Origin of the sequence: Methanosarcina sediminis (assembly GCF_052056915.1) — an archaeon.
GTDB lineage: Archaea > Halobacteriota > Methanosarcinia > Methanosarcinales > Methanosarcinaceae > MTP4.
This window is the reverse complement of sequence record NZ_CP195119.1, coordinates 2,792,366-2,806,482: the sequence shown is the minus strand read 5'-3', so window position 1 is coordinate 2,806,482 and position 14,117 is coordinate 2,792,366. Positions and strand designations below refer to the sequence as shown.

Here is a 14,117-nt window from a genome sequence, read left to right as displayed (position 1 = left end):
TTACCTCAGCAGGAGACCCCTTCCTCGACATTTCCGGCTTGCTGGAAATGGCAGGTGGGGGAGGAATGCGTCAACTGTACCATCTGAACTAATGTAGTACTTCTCGCACTCAGTCTCCTATATTTTTTCTTAACATTGACACTATCTGAAATTTTGTTTCCAAAAAGATCTGAGATCGAAAAATACCCGCTTGACCGTTTGCCACGAATGAAACCGATTCCCTTTACCGTTTTTACAAGATCGAATTTCCTGAGCCCAAACAGCTTTCCGGCAGGTATTTTCTTCTCTGACCTCTTCCCTTTTCTTTGCTGATAATCTCCCGCAGGAACGTGCTTTTTGAAGTAGACCGTATCATCCGGTTCTAGCATCTGACTGTCCCCACAACAGATAGCAAGCGCATCAAAATAATGAGTTTTTTCGAGTCCCAAAACCTGTTCTCTTTTGAATTTTGTCTCGTAGCCGAAAACCTCTTCAAAATTCCAGCCGGATTTCTTGATCCGGGACTTGACAATACCAACTTCCGTGGCATGTTTCGTGTTTGACCTTCTCCCTGAAAGCTCAAATTCCCCGGAATGCAGGGCTTCGTGACAGGTTTCACAGAGCGTAATCAGATTTTCCGGGATATCTGTCCCCTGTTTTGACCTGAAAACGATGTGATGGCAATGTAACCGGGAATCCTTTGACTTTCCCCTGCAATGCTGGCAGGTGTACCCGTCCCTGTGCAGGACGTAAGCCTTGGCATTGTAGAAACCTTTAAGGTCCCCTTCCTGATACCCTGTTCCGGAAACTTCCGGGTTTTTGATTTTGTGGATATCAAAGGAAGCAAGTTCGACCTTCCACTTCGTTACCGGAAGCATGGATTCCACAAACCGTTTTTCCCGGAAATGAGATTCGAGTTTGCTTTTGATGGAAGGAGCTAACCTTCCTTCTCTTCTCGAATTTCCCCGGTTGTCAAACCTTGCTGGCCTGTACCTTGTCTTCCGGCTTCTCCGGCTTCTCCGATACATTTTCCGTTGTTCCATCTTTTTCGAAACGTTTTCTCTCAGGTAGATTTCGGACTGATACAGCACTTTTCCGGAAGTGATGGCGGCGCATCCTACGGCTTTCGAGCCGGTATCCATTCCGGCAGTTACGGGCTGAGTGTAGCTACTGCTTTCGTAAAGTAACTTGATTGTGAAGGGCGTGGTTCGGATCACTTTTGCCTTTCCGGTTTTGAGCAAGAGCCTCGCCTTTGCCGGATTTGTGGGCATGAGCGGGGTTCCGTCTTTGCTGAGTACAAATACAAACATTTGTAATTGCTCCTATTGAATAGGGTTATGCGTAGCCGGGATTGTGGACTTCCACTTTGTGAAGTGGAAGTGTTGCAGCGAAGCCGCAACAAGTCAATCACGGTTTCCGGCTTCCTCTCGATCAGATATGGAACGGTTTGATGATGCAAGCACTGTCCCTACCTCTCAGGACTGCTTAACTTGCCTCCTTAGAGCCTGAAACTGAGGCGGCATTCCAGGGTAACTAATTCGCTCCTATCGTTTCCCGATTTTCCTAAGCTCCGAATCGGGAATCTGGTCAACCAGGGCTTTTGCAAGCCCCTTACTCTAAAATCTAAGCCATACGGCTTAGATTTTAGGGAGGGGTAGTTGACGGAAATACCAAACTTCTTTTCAAGAACTGGTTCTTAACGCACAGCATGTTTTATAAGTCAGGGGAAATAAATGTGATTAAAAACTTACAAGGGGGAAGGAGTGCGATGAATAAAATAATTTCGTATTCGTTGAGATTGCTTTTGATTTCTTTTCTTTTGATAACTCTGGGAGGCTGTGCGGAAAAACAGAACGCAATCCCGGAAGAAGAAGATGGAGAAAAAATAGAAGACGGGGAAACAGGTGAAGAGATACAGGAAGGAACTGCGGGAGAGATAGGGGAAGAACCACTCGTGGAACTGCAGTTTGAGCCGATCCCGGGAATACTCAACCCCTGGGACCGGTGGTACGCCAAAGGAAATATCCAGTATATAAAGGCACCCACGGAAAAAGAACTGATTACCGCCTACTATGGCAGCGAATACAACATAGAAATCATCGATGTCATCAGAATTGAAGCCTGTGAACTTGCTTACAGTTGCGATGAAACCTTCTTCTACATAGTGACAGTAAAAGAAAACGATTCCGAAAAAATGAAGGACCTGGGATGGAAAGAAGCGGAGAAAACGGGAGTGACTTAAGCAATGGTCAACCCGATACACTAACAACCTGAGACACAGAATAATCCGAACCACTGGAAAAACTGAGACACAAAATAATCCGAACCACTGGAAAAACTGTGGAACACAGGATCAAACTGAGGATCGCCAGATCAACTAAATAAACCCGGATTATTTTTGAGCAGATTCAGGAGGAATTGGATCACAAAGACCCGGCTCTTCCAGGGAAGTGACTTTCCGGGCTCGTTCTTTGTAGAAGGAAAACAACTCCTTCCCCCACTTCACGGCGCAGGGTTTGCAACTTACCACATACTGACGGTCGGCCCTTTCCCATTTGTTGAGAAGCCCGAGAATCAACGTACTCTCCGAGATCGCAACCACGGAGGGAACTTCCAGAGCATTGTCCTCCAGAACAAAGACATTGACATTTTCATGCTTAAGGATTTCTTCACCCTCATCTCGAAAATCCGTCAAAAACCTCTCAAAGACCCCCCTGTTAAGTATGAGGGGGAACTTAATACCGTTTTTTGCGACATTCAGGAAAAAGGAGGGAAGCAGGGGGTGGAAATAAGAAAAGAGCATCATAGCCCGGGAAGGTTCCCTGAAAGCGGATACGATTTCGGGAATGAGGTCAAATACATGTTCAGGTTCAGGTTCTACCAGGCAGCAACCTTTTAACTCCCCAACCCTCCCCAAAAAACAGCTGGGAAGCGTATCAAGTTTCCGACTCACCCAGAAATAGTCATCGATATCGAGGACTAAAGCCGCATCTACAAGTGGCTGCAATTTACGGACAATGATATTCCCGAGAATGGTCAGGCGGCAATCGTCCCCATCTCTTACAATCAACCCTTTTTCTTTAAGTTTCTTGATCTGGGGTAGGAGAGAATTACGAGGGACTTTGAGTTCGTCCCCTATCACATCAATATTTTTGGGTCCATCTTTCAACAATAGAAGAAAATCCCTTCTTTTGTCCGAAAACAAAAGGAGATTGATCATCCAGGAATCCACTTACTTCAACCTCTTCCACGAATATTTGTACAGCAGGTTAACATCAATTAACCAACAAAGTATTAGACCAATCCTATAATAAGTAGTTTATTGATGGAAGAAATATACTACAGAAGAGAGAGGAATTTATCGGAAAAAGGATCTGGCTGAGGCAAACTATAGAAAAAACAAAACCAAAACAAAACAAAACCAAAACAAAACCAAAACAAAACCAAAACAAAACCAAAACAAAACCAAAACAAAACCAAAACAAAACCAAAACAAAATCAAAACAAAATCAAAAAACAAAATCAAAAAACAAAATTGGAGAAAAATTACTTCAATATTCATTGAAACAAAAAGTAGGCTCCGAACCAAAAAAAGCAAGAGCCGCCGGAGGGACTCGAACCCTCGGCCTGCTGATTACGAATCAGCCGCTATACCGCTAAGCCACGACGGCACATAGATAAAAGATAAGCAGGTCTAAAATAGCGGTCAAGGATTTAACTATTTCGCTTGTAAGGAGCATCTCAAACTATAAAAAAGGTTTTTTCAGAAAAAGAGGAAACAATTAAATTTTCTTGAAATATTTGAGATAATACCAGATAAAGATAAGAGTTAAAACGGTAGCTATTCCTATCATCACATAAGTAAAGGTTGACATATAAATCGCACTCCTGAATTATTCCTATCTATACAATCCGGTTTTTGTTCCAATCTTATATATACAATCCGATTTTGATAGTTATTTCAGAGAATCCGGACCTCGATACATATATTATACTGATGCGGAGCATACGAGCGGACAGTTTTCTCTTCAAGCACTTCGATATTCCTGCCTGCCCTTTCTGCAGCTTCCCGGATCATTTTTATTGAACCTTCGAACAGGTCGTCCTCGGGCGTCATTCCGTAGTAGTGGATTATTCCTCCGGGTTTTGTGAGGAGGATAGCAGAGTCAAGAAACTCGTGGGCGCTGTGAGGGAGGTTCATTATTACATGGTCGGCAGTACCTGCAAACTTTTCGGCTTCTTCCCGGGCATCGCCTTCAATTGCTTCGATGTTTTTAACCGAATTAAGGGAGATGTTTTCTCTCAGTAAGCGGACAGCTTCCGGGTTTTTATCGATTGCGACCACTTTTGCGGGCCTGGCTTTCTTTGCAATAAGGACACTGTAAGGGCCAACGCCTGTGAACATATCCACAACCGTTTCACCTTCCTTTACCCAGGTAAGAATCCTCGAACGTTCGGTGGACAGGCGCGGAGTGAAATAAGCTTTTGCAAGGTCGATTTTGTAGCGGCAGCCGTATTCCTTATGGATCGTCTCGGTCCTTGGTTCTCCCGCCACCACCTCGAATTCCCGGACCCTGAACTCCCCGATCACAGGAGTTAGGGGTTTTAATACGGTTTTTACATTCGGCTGAGTCCGGAGCAGGGCATCGGCAATTTTTAAGGCAGTTTCCGGGTCCGGGGCCTCGTCTTCCAGGAGGGCAATATCGCCAATTACCTCGTAGCCGGGAGAAAAACCCAGAAGACCCTCTGGTGTGGGCTTTACATCCTGCCCCTCAAACTCGTAAGCCACAATTTCCGCAACTTCAGGGAGCTCTTTCAGTTCCACAGGGGGGAGTTCCCGGATAATTGGGAGATAAAGATACTTTTCGTCCGAAGCAATCTTTGCGGAATGATCCAGAATTTCAAGTTCAAGTAGAACCCTCCGCGTGGGTTCTCCTTCCTTTTTAGGGACTTTTATGCACTGCCTTTTCATGGACTTCGACCTTCCGGACCTCTAAAGTAGCCTTTTTGTTATTAAAGTTTCTCGAAGCACCCTACTTGAAGAAAACAAAAAGTAGAGAGGAGTATGAAAAATTAGGGGAACAAAAAAGAAGAAGGAACAGGGAAAAAATAGGAACGGGAAAAACGGAGTAGGGAGAAAAAAGGAAGAGCAGGAAAAAGAAAAGGCAAAAAAGAGAAAGAGCGCAAGAAAAAGAAAAAAATGAAAAATCCCCGAGTTACGCAATCTGGACGGGATTGTTATAGTTAAGCATGAAATAAAGCCCGAAGATCACTAAAAATATCCCGCAGGCATAGAGAATATTTTCATGTGCTTTCCGGGAAAGCAAAGTCTTTCCACGGCTGAAAGAGGCAGAAACAGCAGTAAACCAGCCCAGGTCTGCCATCCAGTGCCCGATCACGTAGGCAACTGCAATAACAATTCCCAGCTGGTATTCCTGAAGCACCAGGGCACTGCCTGCCGTCAGCCACCAGATCCAGAAATAAGGGTTTGAAGCGGAGGTGATCAACCCTGCAGCCGGGGGGCTGGAGGCCAGGTTCATACCGGAAGTACCCGAAGCCATCCCTGCGGAGGAAACTGCTTTTGCGTCTTTTACCGTGAGCAGGCCAAAGCCCACAAGCGCAAGCCCCCCGAAAAGGGATACCGCAGAAATCGTACCGCTCCCGACAAAAGATGCCGCCCCGAAGAGGATAAGGACACAGAGCACAAGCTCGATAAGCATGTGCCCGAGCACCACTTCCGGGCCTGCAACCCATCCTTTTTTAAGAGAAGTCTCGATGGTTGCAAAAAGCATGGGTCCCGGGACAAGGGCGCCGGTAAGCCCGACAGTGAAACCCAGGAGAATTGCCTTGGAAATTTCAAGCGCCAACATCGTGATCTAAAAACGTTTTATAAATATATATTTTATTAAAAATACTTCGATACGCCCAACTATAGAACATTGATTGGGAAGTGGAGAAAAAACATTTAAAAAATTAAGCAAGACAAGGATCAAGAAAGAAAAAATTGATAAAAGAAAAAATGGAGAAGAACCTTAGAGGATAATTTCAATATCCAGCTCTTCTGCAAGCTCCTTGTACCTGTTCCTGATGGTAACTTCCGTTACCCCTGCTACATCCGCAACTTCCCGCTGGGTTCTGCGCTCGCCGCAGAGAATGGACGCGATATAGATTGCAGCTGCTGCAACGCCTGTGGGACCCCTTCCGCTTGTAAGCTCCTTTTCGGAAGCCTGCCTGAGAATCTCGACGCTCTTAGACTGGACTTCTCCTTTCAGATTGAGCCCTGAGCAGAACCTGGGTACGTAGTCAATCGGGGAAGTCGGCATGAGTTTTAAGGCAAGTTCCCTTGAAATGAACCTGTAAGTCCTTCCGATTTCCTTCCTGCTTACCCTGGACACCTCTTCAATCTCGTCAAGGGTCCTCGGGACACTGCACTGGCGGCAGGCCGCATAAAGGGCTGCTGCTGCCACACCTTCAATACTCCTTCCACGGATAAGGTTCTTGTCCACAGCTTTCCTGTAGACCACAGCCGCGGTTTCCCGGACAGTCCTCGGCAGACCGAGGGCGGAAGCCATCCTGTCCAGTTCTGATAAGGCAAACGCAAGGTTTCTTTCCGTTGCGTTGCTTACACGGATTCTACGCTGCCACTTTCTTAAACGATAGAGCTGAGCACGGTTTTTGGAGGAGATAGACTTTCCGTAGGAGTCCCTGTTCCTCCAGTCAATCATCGTGGAAAGCCCTTTGTCGTGGATTGTATAGGTCATGGGCGCTCCCACACGGGAACGCTTCATGCGCTGATCGTGATCGAAAGCTCGCCATTCGGGACCTTCATCTACAAAGTCGGCGTCAATGACCAGTCCGCAGTCCCCGCACACGAGCTCAGCCCTCTCATAATCGTGCACCAGGTTCCTGCTTCCGCATTCCGGACACACGGCCTTTTCCTTCTCAAAATTTTGCTCTTTTTGCTTCTCCTTGCGAGCTTTGATCATGGCACGTATTTTTTCTCTTTCAAGATTGTCCGAATAGCGAACTCTTTCGACTTCTACCATTTCATATCACCTTACAACTTAACATGACCATATGTTGTTCCTGCTGTCCTGCAACTCAGATTATGTGCTGCATTAAATGACAGTATTTTTATAAAAACGGGGAAAAGAAAGCCAGAAACTAAAACCAGCTGAAAGCAAATATACCAGTTAAAGTTAAACCATACTAAAGAGTTTAAATCTGAATCGAATGCCAGAGATCTCACCGAACATAGATCCTTTCATTGACCAGTCCCCGAAATTCTGAATCAGGAATCCGTTTAAAACCTTTCACTAAAAAATATGGATGGTTCACCGGCCCGAAAATATTAACTATCGTGCCAATCTGATTCAGTGCCTTGTCCATAACAACCAAATTTAACCTAGGGATTTTTCCTGATGCATTTTCGGACTTAAACTCATCCCCTCTAATAACCAGGTTTTTGCTACCTGACCTGTGCAACACGGTACCGAGTCTTTTCATATTAGCCACAAATAAGAATATATCTCGGCACAGATCCGTTTATTTCCTGTCCCGAGTAATCGAACTACCAGCCTTAATGTAAGAATATATAGTGCAGACTGAAAAGCATACCTACTCTACACCAATATTATATAAACATATCGCAAGACCTATATTATACATAACTTCAAAATAAATAGAATATATAAATTAAATGATGCGGGCGGGGGCGAACCACAAGCTTATATATTAAATGGACATTGTTGGCAACAACCAAATCAGAAGATTTGGCTATCCACACACTATTTCCAAGTCATATTCCAAATGATATCTCGTTCCAGGGAGGAGATTCATTGTTCAAATTTGTATATTTTTTCGGAAAGGATGTAACTGATGGCAAAAGTAGTATGAAAGACCTGCTTGGAGGCAAGGGTGCAAACCTCGCAGAAATGGCTAATCTCGGAGTTCCCGTACCTCCAGGCTTTACAATAACAGCCGAAGTCTGCGTACTGTACCTAAAAAACAATGAATACTCGAAAGAAATGGTTCAACAGGTTGAAGAAGCAGTAGACAAACTGGAAACCATAAACGGAAAAAAACTGGGAGATCCCGAAGATCCCCTTCTAGTATCGGTCCGTTCCGGAGCAAGAGTATCCATGCCGGGAATGATGGATACTGTCCTGAACCTTGGGCTTACGGACAAATCCGTAGTCGGACTTGCTAAAAAGGTCAACGACGAAAGATTTGCATACGACTGCTACCGACGGTTTATCGCCATGTTCGGAGACGTGGTGCTTGGAATAGAATTCAGGAAATTCGACTCCCTGATAGGGGACAAGAAAAAGGAACTGGGAGTTAAGTCCGACACCGACCTCGATGCAGAAGCCTTAAAGCAACTCGCAGAAAGGTTCAAAGAAGTAATCAAACTTGAAAAAGGATTTGATTTCCCACAAGATCCAAAAGTCCAGCTCCAGATGGCAATTGATGCTGTTTTTGATTCATGGAACAATCCGAGAGCTATTACCTACCGAAAAATCAACGGCATTGATGACAAATGGGGAACTGCCGTCAACGTCCAGACAATGGTTTACGGAAACATGGGAAATACCTCCGGAACTGGAGTGGCTTTCACAAGGAACCCGTCTACAGGGGAAAAGAAGTTCTTCGGAGAATACCTCCTCAACGCCCAGGGCGAAGACGTGGTTGCCGGGATCCGGACTCCGAAATACATCAACACCCTGAAAGACGAAATCCCCGAAGCTTACGGTCAGCTAGTAGATATCTGCCAGAGGCTCGAAGCCCACTTCACGGACATGCAGGATATAGAGTTCACCATTCAGGAAGGAAAACTCTATATGCTCCAGACCAGGACCGGAAAGCGAACCGCTGCTGCTGCGGTAAAGGTCGCAAAGGACATGGTCGAAGAAGGGCTTATTGATAAGGAGACCGCAGTCACCAGGGTCCAGGCCGAACACATTGACCTGCTCCTGCACCCACGGATTGACCCGGAAGCCAAACTCGAATTAATCGCAAACGGGCTTCCGGCATCCCCGGGAGCCGCAGTAGGGAAAATCGTGTTTACTGCCGAAGCCGCCGAAGAAATGGCTGAAAAGGGCGAAAAGACAATCCTTGTCAGGACAGAGACCTCCCCTGAAGACATCGGTGGGATGGCAGCTGCCCAGGGAGTGCTTACCGTCCGCGGAGGAATGACTTCCCACGCCGCAGTCGTAGGGAGAGGAATGGGAAAGCCCTGTGTTGTAGGCTGCGGAGAAATTGTAATCGATACTAAAAATGCTCTTTTCAAAGTAAACGGTTACACGATCAATGAGCACGACTACATCAGTATTGACGGAAGTAGCGGAAACGTCATACTTGGGGAAGTCGAACTGATCGAAGCCGAGATCAACAACGACCTCAAGCACATCCTCTTATGGGCTGATGAAATCCGGACCCTTGGCGTAAGGACAAACGCTGACAACCCGACCGATGCAAGCCTCGCCCGCGAACTTGGCGCAGAAGGAATCGGGCTTTGCCGGACCGAGCACATGTTCTTTGGGGAAGACCGGATCCCCGTTGTAAGGGAAATGATCATGGCAGAGGAGGAAAAATCCAGGAAGAAAGCCCTCAAGAAACTCCTCCCCATGCAGAAGGAAGACTTCCTTGGAATCTTCCGCAGCATGGAAGGTCTGCCAGTTACAGTCAGGCTGCTTGACCCACCCCTGCACGAGTTCCTTCCGAATAAGGAAGAACTGGATGAAAAACTAAGGGAATACGAAACTGCAGGCAACATCGAAAAGATTGCCGCAGTCAACAAGATAATCGAGCGCGTTGTGTCCCTTACGGAACTCAACCCGATGCTCGGACACAGGGGATGCCGTCTAGGAATTACCTACCCGGAAATCTACGATATGCAGGTAAGGGCAATCATGGAAGCTGCCTGTGAACTTGCAGTCGAAGGAGTACAGGTAAGCCCCGAAATCATGATCCCCCTCGTGGGCCATGTGAAAGAACTCGCCCTTACAAGGCAAAAAGTCTGTGAACTGGCAGATGCCGTCATGGCAGAAAAAGGCACAAAGTTCGACTACAAAGTAGGGACCATGATCGAACTGCCAAGAGCCGCAATTACCGCAGACAAGATTGCCCCGGAAGCCGATTTCTTCTCCTTCGGGACAAACGACCTGACCCAGACCACCTTCGGGTTCAGCAGGGACGATGTGGCCAAGTTCGTGCCAATCTACCAGAAAGCAGGCATTCTTGAAAACGATCCCTTCGCAGTCCTGGACCAGGAAGGCGTAGGCGAAATCATGAAGATCGGAATTGAAAAAGGCCGCTCCGTCAAACCCGACCTCAAAATGGGGATCTGCGGAGAACACGGCGGCGAACCTAAATCCATTCTCTTCGCCCACAGCATAGGCCTGAACTATGTAAGCTGCTCCCCCTACAGAGTCCCCATCGCAAGACTCGTAGCTGCCCAGAGCACCCTTGCATCCAGAAACAAATAAATAAAATTCAGATCCGAAAATTCAAAAAAATCAGCAGGATGAAAATCCTGCCATTCTCTTTTTTTTAAAGTCTTTCCCCGGAGCGTAGCGGATAAAGTTGGCCTTTCCCCACGTATCGTGGACAAGACAAATTTCAATTCAAGACTACATCTGTTTTTGTAAGGATTGCACACAAAGATTGCACACAAAGATTGCACACAAAAAAGAGGAGCCATAAAGTTCGGGCTGATAAATTCTGACAATTTGTCCACACCTGGAAATAGATCAAAAAAGAGCTACGGCTATCGCAAAAATAACATAAAAAAGAGCTACAGCTATCGTAAAAATGACATAAAAAATGAAGCTAAAACTATCGCAAAAATAACATAAAAAAGATTTAGAGGCATTGCGACATATTTCGGCCGCAATCTCCTCTGGACCGCCAGTTTTCAGACGGTTGAATTTCAATAGTTTCTTGAAATCATATAGTCGGCAATCTGGAGGAGGAGGTCTTTTTCAGGACAGTCTTCCAGGGCATCCAGCTTTGCCTTGCCTTCTTCGATGTACGAGATTGCGAGGTTCTGTACGAAATCGATAGAACCGCATTCGTAAAGGATCTTGACGGCGTTTTCGGTTTCGTCCTGAGTGGCACTGCCCCTCCCGAAAACCTCCAGCTCCACGCCTTTCCGGAAGGCATCGATAACGATCAGAGTGTACTTCCCTTCTTTCAGGTCGCTTCCCCGGACTTTCCCGAGCACCTCCTGAGGGGTGATCATGTCCAGGACATCGTCATACATCTGGAAACCAATCCCTATCAAGCGCCCGTACTCAGACAAAGCCTCGGCGACTTCATCCGAAGCTCCTCCCAGAAGGCCCCCGATCTTTGCGGCGGCTGCATAGAGGACCGAGGTTTTCTTCTCGACCATCTCAAGGTACTCGGATTCAGTGACCCGGTCACGCCTTTCAAAGTCCATGTCAAGCCACTGCCCTTCACAGATTTCCGTGCAGGTCCTTGAGAGGACATCCATGCATTTTAAAATCCTTTCAGGTTCGTTTTCGACTCTGGAGAGGATCTCGAAAGCTTTGGAATAGAGGGTATCCCCGGCAAGGATCGCTCCGGCTTCCCCCCATTTCATATGGACGGCAGGCATCCCGCGGCGGACATCGTCCTTGTCCATGATATCATCATGGATCAGAGTGAAATTATGTACGAGTTCCACGGCCACAGCTGCAGGAAGGACAGACTCTAGAGTGGAGCCGACAGCTTCCGCAGCCAGGATCAGAACCGCAGGACGGAGGCGCTTTCCTCCGGCATCCACGAGGTAGCGGGAGGCTTTATAGAGCTCCTCCGGATGGGTGACAGGAAGCATATCCTCAATGCTGGCATCCACATGGACGGTCCTCTTCTTGATCTCATCAATCAGCGTCATACTATCACAAGCAAAGGGAATAGTTTTCCTAATACAATTACTCTTCGATATATAACACTTCACCGTTCCTGAGAAGGTGAACGGTGTCTCCCAGCACATACCCGGCATCTTCCGCCATCTCGATGTAGTGCCCGTGCATATCCATGTTTCCGTGAGCCGGGATCACATGTTCCGGATTCACCATGCGGAGCAACTCCCAGTGATCTTCCTTGTATGCGTGACCCGATACGTGAACGTCGTCATAGATCCTGGCCCCCTTCATTTTGAGCTTGGTTTCAAGGGCATACCGGTTGGCCTGGGTCATTGGACTCGGGATAATGTTTGCAGAGAAAATGACACGGTCCCCGGGATCGAGGGCGTAAGGAGTATCTCCATTTGCAACCCTCACAAGAATGGAACCGGGCTCGCCCTGGTGCCCTGTGACGATCGGCAGATACTTATTTTTCCCACTCTGCATGATACGCTTGAAAGCTCTGTCAACATCTTTTCTATGTCCGTAGATCTCAACATTGGATGGAAGCTTAAGGTAACCAACGTCCCTGGCAGCCGTTACATAGCGCTCCATTGAACGTCCCATAAGTACAGGGATCCGGCCCATTTCTTCTGCTGCCTCGATGATCGCTTTGAGCCTGGCAATGTGAGAAGCAAAGGTTGTGATAATCATCCCTACATCCGCCTCCTCGGTCCCGAACAGCACGTCCCTGACCATGTCCTTTGCGATCTGTTCGGAAGGCGTCTTCCCGGAGCGTCCGGCGTTCGTACTCTCAGCAATCATTGCGATAACCCCTTCCTTTCCGAGGGATTTCAGACGCTCAAAGTCCGGAGCCTCCCCCATGGTAGGAGTCCGGTCCAGTTTGAAATCGCAGGCATAGAGGATTGCCCCTGCCGGAGTGTGGATGGCTGCAAGGACACAGTCTATGATACTGTGCTGGACCCGGATGAATTCGATATCGATGTCTTCCGTGACCTTATAGGTGCCTCCTGCTTTCAGGGGGATCACCCTGTTGCAGACCTCAAACTTCCTTTCGGACTCAATCTGCTGCTTGATGATAAGAGTGGTATAGGGAGTAGCAATGATAGGGGCCTTGTACCTGTGAGCGAGCTTCGAGATTGCACCTACATGGTCAAGGTGTCCGTGAGTACAGACGATAGCCCGGACAGTCCCGTTGATCTCCTTCATGATAGTATCGTCAGGGATTGCTCCCATCTCGATAAGTTCGAGGGAATGCATCTTGTCAATTTCAACATCCTCGTGGATCTGAACCCGGTCAAGCCTGAGCCCCATATCCAGAATGATGATATCTTCACCTACAATTATGGCAGTCATGTTGCGGCCCATTTCATTGTAGCCGCCGACTGCAACTATTCCTATTTCAGTCATATGTTAAACCTCTGATTTGATTCCTTTGATATTGTGAACCCAAAACCACCTAAAACGGTTTCAGGGAAGAACTTGAAATGATGATGTGTTTGATATAACGTTGGACATATATTAGATAAGTAAATGAAACCCGCCCCAGAATCAGCCACCACTAGAATCCGCCCTCAAGAAGACCCTTTCCCATGATGAAATATCTCAGCAAACAGTTATGAACGGAACAATATTACCTATAATATATATTTGTTTCCTTATAGAAATGTCCCAAAACCCGCTACTGAAATAAGGGAACCCCTTGTAATCCAACCGAAAGCTTTGAGCATGAACTCAATCAATGCTTTCAGGGTCGGAGATACCCTTCTGCCCTATAGCAATCCACAGATCCTTTACCAACCCGCAGACCTTTTACTGACCCGCAGATTTTAGATATATCCACAGAGCCTACTAAAGCCTCTTATCTCAGGTATAAGGCATACTTAGGGTCAATTCCCTTTTAGCTGATTCCTGCCTATATTCCCATCACACTTCCTAATGGGCCTAGCATTTTTAACTAAGCTTCATTAAAATGATTCACATTTCCACGGATTTATTTGAGGGATTCCTGATTAGTGATGACTTAAATGTTCAATCAACCATTAATGAACTGATTCTTTTTCACTGATTTCAACTGATTCCCAATTAAATTAGTAATGATTTTGATATTAAATCAATCATTTAACGAACTGGTTATCTTCCAATGATTTCAACAGATCATTTCTCAACGGATTTTCTTATCAAATTCTTATATAATTCTTCTTTCAATTGATTCCTGAATGAGTGATGAGCAAGCATATTAATTAGTATTTAAGGAAAAAAATTCCCGGT

The 14,117-nt window shown here is 46.4% G+C and carries 10 protein-coding genes and 1 tRNA gene; 2 read left to right on the top strand and 9 right to left on the bottom strand.

Annotated features, from left to right (window positions below):
• Positions 1-5 precede the first annotated feature (5 nt).
• Positions 6-1,289: an RNA-guided endonuclease IscB gene (gene iscB, locus ACSAZK_RS12150; RefSeq protein ID WP_440954380.1), complete on the bottom strand. Its 1,284-nt coding sequence runs from the start codon at positions 1,287-1,289 to the stop codon at positions 6-8.
• A gap of 458 nt (positions 1,290-1,747) precedes the next feature.
• On the opposite strand from iscB, the gene ACSAZK_RS12145 reads away from it, so the two are divergent.
• Positions 1,748-2,221, top strand: a complete 474-nt coding sequence (locus ACSAZK_RS12145) for a hypothetical protein (protein WP_440954379.1) — start codon at positions 1,748-1,750, stop codon at positions 2,219-2,221.
• A gap of 150 nt (positions 2,222-2,371) precedes the next feature.
• On the opposite strand, the gene ACSAZK_RS12140 is transcribed toward ACSAZK_RS12145, so the two are convergent.
• The 6 genes from ACSAZK_RS12140 to ACSAZK_RS12115 form a co-directional block, all read right to left on the bottom strand.
• A complete protein-coding gene (locus ACSAZK_RS12140; RefSeq protein WP_440954378.1) occupies positions 2,372-3,211 on the bottom strand; it encodes a helix-turn-helix transcriptional regulator in 840 nt (279 codons plus the stop codon).
• A gap of 367 nt (positions 3,212-3,578) precedes the next feature.
• Positions 3,579-3,650, bottom strand: a tRNA-Thr gene (locus ACSAZK_RS12135).
• Positions 3,651-3,940: 290 nt separating this feature from the next.
• Complete coding sequence (locus ACSAZK_RS12130) at positions 3,941-4,951, bottom strand: class I SAM-dependent methyltransferase (RefSeq protein WP_440954377.1); 1,011 nt, start codon at positions 4,949-4,951, stop codon at positions 3,941-3,943.
• A gap of 244 nt (positions 4,952-5,195) precedes the next feature.
• Positions 5,196-5,849: a LysE family transporter gene (locus ACSAZK_RS12125; protein ID WP_440954376.1), complete on the bottom strand. Its 654-nt coding sequence runs from the start codon at positions 5,847-5,849 to the stop codon at positions 5,196-5,198.
• Between the two features lie 162 nt (positions 5,850-6,011).
• Positions 6,012-7,025, bottom strand: a complete 1,014-nt coding sequence (locus tag ACSAZK_RS12120; protein WP_048181342.1) for a transcription initiation factor IIB — start codon at positions 7,023-7,025, stop codon at positions 6,012-6,014.
• A gap of 199 nt (positions 7,026-7,224) precedes the next feature.
• The gene (locus tag ACSAZK_RS12115) at positions 7,225-7,485 is read right to left on the bottom strand and encodes an H/ACA ribonucleoprotein complex subunit GAR1 (protein WP_440957014.1); all 261 of its coding nucleotides are present in this window, start codon (positions 7,483-7,485) and stop codon (positions 7,225-7,227) included.
• A gap of 332 nt (positions 7,486-7,817) precedes the next feature.
• Here ACSAZK_RS12115 and ppdK point away from each other — a divergent pair, with 332 nt between their 5' ends.
• Positions 7,818-10,466 (top strand): pyruvate, phosphate dikinase, encoded by a 2,649-nt coding sequence (gene ppdK, locus ACSAZK_RS12110; protein WP_440954375.1) that lies wholly within the window; start codon positions 7,818-7,820, stop codon positions 10,464-10,466.
• A 443-nt stretch (positions 10,467-10,909) separates the two neighbouring features.
• On the opposite strand, the gene ACSAZK_RS12105 is transcribed toward ppdK, so the two are convergent.
• Together ACSAZK_RS12105 and ACSAZK_RS12100 are read right to left on the bottom strand one after the other, a co-directional pair.
• Entirely contained in the window at positions 10,910-11,875 is a 966-nt protein-coding gene (locus ACSAZK_RS12105; protein ID WP_440954374.1) for a polyprenyl synthetase family protein, read from the bottom strand.
• Between the two features lie 37 nt (positions 11,876-11,912).
• On the bottom strand, positions 11,913-13,256 hold the full coding sequence (locus tag ACSAZK_RS12100; RefSeq protein ID WP_440954373.1) for an RNase J family beta-CASP ribonuclease: 1,344 nt from the start codon (positions 13,254-13,256) through the stop codon (positions 11,913-11,915).
• Positions 13,257-14,117: the final 861 nt, after the last annotated feature.